This is a genomic window from Microcystis sp. M49636_WE2, from assembly GCF_030065375.1.
Lineage (GTDB): Bacteria > Cyanobacteriota > Cyanobacteriia > Cyanobacteriales > Microcystaceae > Microcystis > Microcystis aeruginosa_C.
In genome coordinates, this window is the sequence record NZ_JASJFG010001074.1 from 1 (window position 1) to 8,252 (window position 8,252).

At 42.1% G+C, this 8,252-nt stretch carries 11 protein-coding genes and 1 pseudogene; 7 read left to right on the forward strand and 5 right to left on the reverse strand.

All coding sequences use genetic code 11. The features are described from left to right. The 3 genes from PX484_RS24895 to PX484_RS24905 all read right to left on the reverse strand — a co-directional run. Window positions 1–438: GDP-mannose 4,6-dehydratase (locus tag PX484_RS24895; RefSeq protein ID WP_353853266.1), on the reverse strand; the 438-nt coding region annotated here is incomplete at its 3' end. Beyond that, on the reverse strand, window positions 423–1,253 hold the full coding sequence (gene rfbF / locus PX484_RS24900) for a glucose-1-phosphate cytidylyltransferase (protein ID WP_046662580.1): 831 nt from the start codon (window positions 1,251–1,253) through the stop codon (window positions 423–425). The genes rfbF and PX484_RS24895, both read right to left, overlap by 16 nt. A 224-nt stretch (window positions 1,254–1,477) precedes the next feature. Next, window positions 1,478–1,690, reverse strand: a complete 213-nt coding sequence (locus PX484_RS24905) for a hypothetical protein (protein ID WP_004268737.1) — start codon at window positions 1,688–1,690, stop codon at window positions 1,478–1,480. Window positions 1,691–1,755: 65 nt separating this feature from the next. Here PX484_RS24905 and PX484_RS24910 point away from each other — a divergent pair, with 65 nt between their 5' ends. After that, the gene (locus tag PX484_RS24910; RefSeq protein WP_287767050.1) at window positions 1,756–3,183 is read left to right on the forward strand and encodes a hypothetical protein; all 1,428 of its coding nucleotides are present in this window, start codon (window positions 1,756–1,758) and stop codon (window positions 3,181–3,183) included. A 205-nt stretch (window positions 3,184–3,388) separates the two neighbouring features. Here the strand turns inward: PX484_RS24910 and PX484_RS24915 are convergent, their stop codons facing one another. Then, window positions 3,389–3,841, reverse strand: coding sequence for an SRPBCC family protein (locus PX484_RS24915; RefSeq protein WP_004268743.1), 453 nt, complete (start codon window positions 3,839–3,841; stop codon window positions 3,389–3,391). A 104-nt stretch (window positions 3,842–3,945) separates the two neighbouring features. On the opposite strand from PX484_RS24915, the gene PX484_RS24920 reads away from it, so the two are divergent. The 3 genes from PX484_RS24920 to PX484_RS24930 all read left to right on the forward strand — a co-directional run bounded on the left by PX484_RS24920 (window position 3,946) and on the right by PX484_RS24930 (window position 5,688). Next, window positions 3,946–4,308: a cupin domain-containing protein gene (locus PX484_RS24920; RefSeq protein WP_287767048.1), complete on the forward strand. Its 363-nt coding sequence runs from the start codon at window positions 3,946–3,948 to the stop codon at window positions 4,306–4,308. A 5-nt stretch (window positions 4,309–4,313) separates the two neighbouring features. Then, the gene (locus tag PX484_RS24925) at window positions 4,314–5,153 is read left to right on the forward strand and encodes a prephenate/arogenate dehydrogenase (RefSeq protein WP_287767046.1); all 840 of its coding nucleotides are present in this window, start codon (window positions 4,314–4,316) and stop codon (window positions 5,151–5,153) included. Window positions 5,154–5,229: 76 nt separating this feature from the next. Then, a complete protein-coding gene (locus PX484_RS24930) occupies window positions 5,230–5,688 on the forward strand; it encodes a nitrate reductase associated protein (protein ID WP_287767045.1) in 459 nt (152 codons plus the stop codon). Window positions 5,689–5,858: 170 nt separating this feature from the next. Here PX484_RS24930 and PX484_RS24935 read toward each other — a convergent pair whose 3' ends face one another. Continuing rightward, the gene (locus PX484_RS24935; RefSeq protein ID WP_002738067.1) at window positions 5,859–6,050 is read right to left on the reverse strand and encodes a DUF2949 domain-containing protein; all 192 of its coding nucleotides are present in this window, start codon (window positions 6,048–6,050) and stop codon (window positions 5,859–5,861) included. Between the two features lie 269 nt (window positions 6,051–6,319). Between PX484_RS24935 and PX484_RS24940 the strand changes: the two genes are divergently transcribed. The 3 genes and pseudogenes from PX484_RS24940 to PX484_RS24950 all read left to right on the forward strand — a co-directional run. Beyond that, window positions 6,320–6,442, forward strand: coding sequence for a hypothetical protein (locus PX484_RS24940; protein ID WP_287671083.1), 123 nt, complete (start codon window positions 6,320–6,322; stop codon window positions 6,440–6,442). 237 nt (window positions 6,443–6,679) lie between these two features. Continuing rightward, the gene (locus tag PX484_RS24945) at window positions 6,680–7,780 is read left to right on the forward strand and encodes a methyltransferase domain-containing protein (protein ID WP_287767043.1); all 1,101 of its coding nucleotides are present in this window, start codon (window positions 6,680–6,682) and stop codon (window positions 7,778–7,780) included. Between the two features lie 13 nt (window positions 7,781–7,793). Next, window positions 7,794–8,252: pseudogene (locus PX484_RS24950) on the forward strand (hypothetical protein); the annotation flags it as partial.

Sequence of the window (8,252 nt, forward strand, 5' to 3'; positions counted from 1 at the left end):
ATAGACCCATTCCCGATTCTCATAGCACTTATCGCTAGTAATAAACACGGCGGCACAGGGATGAGTCAGGCTTTTGAGGGCCTCTAAAACGTGAATAGTCCCCATAACATTTGTGTTCCACGTTTCCACCGACTCAAGATAAGAAAGCCGCACTAGGGGTTGTGCCGCTAAATGAAAGACTACATCCGGTTGCCATGAAGCGATTAAACGAGTCACTAACTCAGGCTCTCGAATATCTCCTATATGGTGACTCAGGTTTTGAGCTAAGTCTAATTGGTCAAATAAGGCGGGGGTGGTATTGGGAGCTAAACTGAGGCCTTTTACCTCTGCTCCTAGATGGAGTAACCAAAACCCCAGCCAAGACCCCTTAAAGCCCGTATGACCAGTAATAAAGACTTTTTTGCCCGGCCAAAATGCTTTCTTTACCATATTTTCCATCTAGCTTGTCCAGTGTCATAAAGGTGATTGAGCATTTCCATTTCTCGGTAAGTATCCATACACTGCCAAAACCCTTCATGCTTATAGACGGCGAGTTCTCCCAAGGCAGCCAGGGTTCTTAGGGGCTGTGCTTCAAAAGTCGTCGCATCCCCCTCAATTAAATCCAAAACCTTGCGATTTAAGACAAAATACCCCCCATTAATCCATCCTTCAGCCGTTTGGGGCTTTTCTTGGAATTGAGTGACTAAATTACCCTCAATGATTAACTCGCCAAAGCGAGAAGAAGGACGAACCGCCGTCATCGTGGCTAATTTCCCATGGGAGTAATGGAAATCCAACAGATCCGCAATATTCACATCACAAACCCCGTCCCCATAGGTGGCCAAAAAGATCTCGCTTCCACTTCTCTCTATGTAAGGGGTGAGACGTTTAAGACGGCCTCCCGTCATGGTTTCGGGTCCCGTATCAATTAACCAAATACGCCAGTCTTCCTCCTGGTGTCCACTATCGAGTTTGGTCACTTTTTTATTGCCTAACTCTAAGAGGACATCACTTTGATTCCAATCATAGTTAAAGAAATAGTCCCGGATTATTTCCCCTTTGTACCCTAGACAGAGCATAAAGTCAGTTAACCCATATTGGGCATAAGTTTTCATGATATGCCAAATAATCGGTCGATTTCCGATGGCAATCATCGGCTTAGGTCGAAATTCGGTTTCTTCCCGCAGTCGGGTTCCTTTGCCACCACACAAGATGGCCACGGGAATATTAGACTTATAGTCCTTAACTGTTAAACTGACCGATTGTATTACCATTGGATTATATAGTGAATGGTCTTGAGAGTGACATCATCTTATCGAGGCAGTTTAACACGGGGTTCCCAATCTTGGACAAGATTTGTCTAAAAAAATTTTTGTTGAGGGGGTGTACGCAGTTTATAGTTAAACAGTCCCTTGAATCTTATGGCAGTTGTCCTAATGGTGAGGTACGAGGTTTTGGTTTTCGGGACTCGTCCGTCAGCCAGCGATGCTAAATCAGGTTATACCTCATCTTGAGCGGCAAAGCTAAATTCCAACCGAGTAGGACTAGAAATTTGCGCTACCATGCCAAGATAAATATTCGGGGATACGGTCGCAAAGCTACTAGACAATTTTAGGATAAAAATACCGACACTTATGGGGAAATCAATCAATAAAGTCCGAGTAACAGCACTGATTTTAGGGATTCTAGCGATCGCCTTTGCCTTTTTCACCAGGATTGTCAGTATTTTTGAATATGTTACCTTCGATATCGGACCCGATCCCGATCAGATTAGCGGTGGTTACTTTTGGATGGATATGTGGAAGGGAAACTTTCCTCAATTGGGACTCGCAGGGGGGGGGAAGATATGGATTCGCAATTCCCCCCCTCTATGGTTATTTAGCGTTCCCTCTGACAATTTTCGGTACCGCTCCCGAATTTCAAGTCCTTACCAATGGACTATTTTCTTTTCTATCGATTCCGCTCTTAATCTACTTTGTTTATCAACTTTTAGAAAATGTAGAACAAGATAAACGTCTTCTCCTGTCCAGTTTGGCAGGATTTCGGTATAGCACGATTTATGCGGACTATTTTATTAATAATTTTTCCTGGGCCCCTAGCCCAATACCCTTTTTCCTGCTCGTTTTTGCTTTACTCTATCGATTCCAGATGGAAACGAGTAAGCCGCTGCTCTATCAGGCTATAGCTTGGATATTCTTCGGGATTACCGTCGCTATATTGGTGAGTTTACACACCACCACGATGTTAATTATCCCAGTGACTTGTGTTATTGCCTGTCTATGGTTTGTTTATCGCAATCGCAAGAATACTATTAAATGTCTTTTGCCTTTTCTATCGATTCTCTCGGCAAATCTCGCCTTATTTATGTATTGGCACAGTGAGATCGTTCGGAATTTCGCTAATACGAGGGGAATCGTGAGAGCACTCACGGCGAAGGGGGCGAGCGGTGAACCATCGAGCAATCTGTTCACTCGTCTATTTAAAGCAATTTGGGAAACGGTTTATCTGGGCAATCAAGTATTTTTTTTGAATGACAATATATCGATTTTCAATGTCGTAGTTTCGGTTATTTTTTTCGGCATTTCTCTATACATAGTCATCAAAAAATATCGAGGCAATAAAACACTGATCGGCTTTTTTGCGATTACTTGGATAATTTTTCTCTATGCTTCCTCTAATTATCCTGATGAGCATTTTTATTCCCATCGTAAAATCTTACTCTGGTTTGCTCCTATCCTCTTGGCGATCGCTAGTCTGGCCTATCTAAACTTGACTAAGACTTTCCACAGGATACTCGCTCTAGTTCTAGCAATTATCATCGGCTATTCTATCGCAACTAATCTCTATTTCAATCAACGTTATCTTGCCAGTAAATACGGTTCCGAAAGGCTCCTATCCGTGGCCGATACAGTGGCAATTATCAATCAGATTCCGGTCGGTTTAACCCTTTGTGATCCAGCCAAGAAAGGCAAAAGAAAAGAGCATGGTCAGTACGATTATATCGATACCTTTATGACCAAAAGAGAGCTAAAGATCACCAATGCCTGCCCATCGGGTAGTTATTACATCCAGCCGAAATTTAAAATGGCTATCCAAATGAACGATTTATTTCCAATTTTTACCCTCGTCAAAACTCCCCCTCTCGAGCGCCCGATCACTCCCCTTCTTGAAACCCCAGAAGCCTATCTCTATAAAATCGAGTAGCAATAACTCCACCGTGATAGCGCAATTTGCTGGGGATATTCTTAGGAAGTTTTCCTTTTGGGGAGTCGGTTGTCGGTAGTCAGCAATAAGCTGTACTGCATTTAAACCTAGTATTGATTTTAGTACAAATGCTCGCACTATCCTTACTCATAGACAGTCTTAACAAGTGCTTTAGATAGTCAACAGCTTATTACCGGTGATTACCTCACCTTGGCGGCGTATTATTGACAATATTGAGCGCATAAAGGCGAAAACGCTCTAGATCTGCTTGCAGAGTTGATTCCACCACTCGACCGAGGAAAAGATTATCCATCAATTTTCCTAACCAACCGGGTATAGCATAGGATGCTGTCAGTCGCACAATACTCCTACCATGACGGTCATAAAAACGAATTGCCCCGCGGTTAGGCAACCCGTCCACGGATTCCCATTGAATCATCTGGTGGGGGACAATTTTCAGTATCCGTGACAACCAAGTAAATTCTAGACCACCACTGGCTAACTTCCAACGGGAAAGCTCTGGCTCCTCCTCTAGAATTTTCACCGATTCGATCCATTTCATCCACTGGGGCATTTGTTCTAAATCTGACCATAGCTCCCAAACCAGATCGATCGGCGCGTCCACTTCTACCTGTACACTATGTTCTAACCAAGTCATTCGTTAATTCTGGCGATGCTGAATATTTCTATGATAACGGCTATTAGTCTTTAGTCTTTGACTCAATGATAAAATAAAAACAATCTTCGCGGTTTAATTTTACTATGTTAATCAGAAACCTGCTCGAATGTGAGGAATTCATCGCCGGTGATCATACCCGATTGCGCGAGTTATTGCATCCCGATAAACAACCGTTAAATCTACGTTATAGTTTAGCCCACGCATGGGTAGATGTGGGGGAAACTTCTACTCCCCACGCTTTAAAAACTGCGGAAGTTTATTATATTATGCAAGGACAAGGGGAAATGCACATCGATGAGGAAGTGCAATTAGTGACTGTCGGTGCCGCCATTTATATACCTCCTCTAGCTAAACAATATATTCATAATTGTGGGGAGGAACCATTAGTTTTCTTGTGCATTGTCGATCCTGCTTGGCGAGTAGAAGACGAAATTATTTTTGAGTAAAACTAATGAATATTGGCATTATCGGACTGGGTTTAATCGGTGGTTGCTTGGGTTTAGATTTTCGATCACAAGCTTATAAGGTTTTGGGAGTTTCTCGTCAACAATCCACTTGTGATATCGCCGTAGAAAAAGGAGTGGTAGATGAATCTAGTACCAGTTTAGAATTATTGGCTACTGCCGATTTAATCTTTATTTGTACTCCCATACATTTACTTGTGCCAACTTTGGAAAAATTAACTCCCTATTTAAAACCCCAAGCCATTGTCACCGATGTGGGATCGGTTAAAGGGGCGATCGTGGCCAATTGTAGTCGATTATGGCCGAATTTTGTCGGTGGTCATCCTATGGCTGGGAAAACTGAACAGGGAATCAATGCAGCACAATTGGGATTATTTGTCAATACCCCCTATCTGATTACTCCCCTTGAATCTACTCCTCATTTTGCCGTGAAAATCTTAACTGAAATAGTAGAAAAATTAGGCTGTCAAATTTATTATTCTTCCCCCGAAGAACACGATCGAGCCGTGGCCTGGATTTCCCATCTGCCAGTAATGATTAGTACCAGTTTAATCCAAGCTTGTGCGAAAGAACAAGACCTGAATATTCGCCAATTAGCGGAAAATTTAGCTAGTTCCGGTTTTCGCGATACCAGTCGCGTCGGTGGTGGCAATCCCGAATTAGGTTTAATGATGGCTAAATACAATCGTCAAGCTTTATTGATATCCTTGACAAATTATCGGCAAAATCTTGATGAAATTATTGACTATATTGCAGGAGAAAAATGGCAGGAACTAGAGAAAATTCTCGTTTCTAGTAATCAATATCGAGACAATTTTATTCAATAAAAATACCATTTTGCCCCTAGCAATTATCCCACGGCACTGTATCATAGATTTATACTCAGCAACCCAATGAAATGATATGACCACCTTTTTCGACTTTGAAGCCGAATTTGTTGACTCCTTACGTTGTATACCGATGACCGTGAGAATGAAACTAGATACCTGTGGAGTTAAATTAAAATTATCCCATTGGATGCAGTTGGGTCAACCGGAAAGAATGGTATTAGTTAATATGGCTTGTACGACGGCAGCAGAAGCCAAAATCTATCGAGATTTTCTGCAAAAATTAATCACCGAAAAAACTGGCAATCCCCCAGGAAAACTGGCAATAGATCCGCATCCCGCTTGGCTAGATGATAGCCAGATACCCGATACAGTCCGAGAAAAAGCCAGAGAATTCCAGATCGAAATTAGTTTAGAACAATGGCAAAAATTGCAACCATCCCAACGGTTTGCCCTGATTAAACTCAGTCGTCCTGGTCACGAAAATCTCAACTTCTATCCAGCCATCAAAGAGTTCCATATAGTCGATGCCTAACTGAAGAACCTATGCCATATTAATTAAGTTTCTTTCTACCTTACTGTGATGACAAGCAAAATGACGATCAAGGGGTATAAAATTAAATAAATTGCAGTAACTTGCTGCTCTAGAGCTTGGTCAATTTTCTTAATAAAAATGATAATTAATGTCCTATTCTTGAAAAATAATTAGACAGTTTCCATCCAGTCAAAAACTTGATTCAATTGCGACAAATCGATTAAACCGTACTGCCATAAAACCATCGGCAAAGAACCCACCGATGCTTCACAGAGACGCACAGCCATATCGAGGGAACGGGGGGAAATTGCTAATTTCTCCAAGAGGAAAGTGCGGAGTTGTTTTTGTTGATGAGCTTCCATGGTTAAGGATCATTTATAACGACAATCTGATTATTGAATAACTTATTCTCTATTAAAAAGAGATGCTTCCCTCACGGGGATCACCCAATTGGGTGATTTTGTTTAACCATCAGAATAATTTAAGGATTTATCCAGAATATGTCCTACTATCCCGAAATTGCTAGTGGGGATATCAACACTTCCTTGAGGCAGAAAAACGAGAAAGGGGAGCTTTTGGGATAAGCTATTGATAACCTAGTTTTTGCTCGAGTAGGAGAGAATTGCCCCCAATGAGTCATGCTCCTCAAGTTTCCGTGACTATTCCTTGCTATAATCAAGGTCGCTATCTCGATGGTGCGATCGCATTTTTTAGTACAAAAATACCAAAACTTTTAAATCCTTGTCATCGATGATGGCTCCACAGAACCGGAAACCATCGAGATTTTACAAGATTATCAACAGCAAATGGACTATTAAGACAATTCTTTCTCAAGGGTACGAATTTTTAAATCGTTAAGCCAGAGGAGGTAGAAAGATGGGTAAACTTAATTAACAATCATCCTTGAAAATGTCTTGACTATCGTACCCGGAATGAGGTACTCTACGAAGATAGATAGGACGGTTATGCAATTAAGTCTGAATTGGCGTTTATGATGAATGGCAACTGGCAAAAAGATTATCCTTTACTGCCCGAATCTTTAAAGGAGTCAGATATCGAAAACAATTCAAGTTTAAAAAAAATGATTAATTTTATAGGAGGAAATAAGAAAGTTTTAGACGTAGGGTGCGCGACTGGTTATCTCGCACGCCTTCTTCGCGAAAAAGGGTGTTCTGTTATCGGAATTGAAATCAACCAAAAAGCGGCTGAAATAGCGAGGTCTTTTTGTGAAGAAGTCATTGCTGTCGATCTAGAAAGAGTTTCTCTAGCGGAAATTTTGAGTGATCGCTTGTTTGACGTGGTTGTATTTGGGGACATCCTAGAACATCTTCGCGATCCTTGGCGTATTTTGCAAGAAACTCACCAAGTTCTTGCTCCTAGTGGTTATGTGGTCGCATCAATTCCCAATATCGCGCACGGTAATATCCGTCTATCTTTGCTACAGGGAAACTTCGATTATCAAGAGGTAGGAATTTTAGACAATACTCATTTACGGTTTTTTACCCGTAAAACTCTCGAAGAATTATTTTTCGATACGGGGTATTCTATCGAGGCGACCGAACGAACACAGATGCCTTTTGAAAAAAGTTATTCGCATGATGCATCTTTAGTCGAAAAACTCGAGAAAGAACCGGATATAGATACTCTTCAATTCATTGTACGGGCATTTCCCTCATCTCTAGAGAATCAACATAATTTACTTCGAGAAAACTATCGACAAAGTATAGATCGACTAGAAAGGACGAGGGAGGAACTAGAATCCACCCGCAGCCAGCTAGAAAAAACGCGGGAGGAATCTGGCTCTATCTCCTTGCAGTTGGAACAGACGCGGGAGGAACTAGAATCCACCCGCAGCCAGCTAGAAAAAACGCGGGAGGAATCTGGCTCTATCTCCTTGCAGTTGGAACAGACGCGGGAGGAATTACGACTAATCGGTCGGCGGTGGAAACAGTCACAATTCGATCTCGAGCAAGCGCAACAAGGATGGGGTCGCGCTCATAATATTATTGAGGCGATCGAGAGCAGTAAATTTTGGAAATTGCGTCAACTTTGGTTTCGAGTCAAACTAGCTTTAGGATTAAACGTAAAATAGAATTCAAATGAAAATGAACGATCAAACGAGCGAAAACGAACAGATTGTAGAGCGAACCGATTTACAGTTCCATCAGTCGAAACTTTTAGAAAAACAACAGAAACTAGAGCGTTTATACTTAAATAATACCCTGAAAAGGAGCTATCTTTCTCCTGTCAGGCCCTTTCGACAAATCCTGAAAATTGTCTACTGGACAATTACTTTTCAAATCGCCGATCGGTTGAAACGTCGCCAGATCGCCCACCTGATCGGGCGGAGCGGTCTATTCGATACGGGTTACTACTACCGACAAAATCCCGAAGTAGAAGCGCTCGGTATCGATCCCCTCGGCCATTATCTAGATGTTGGTGCGGCGAGCGGTCGCAATCCCCACCCCCTTTTCGATACGGAATACTACCTCAAAACCTGCCCGGAAGCGGCCGATTCCGGGATGAATCCTCTGGCGCACTACATAACGCTCGGTTCACTATCC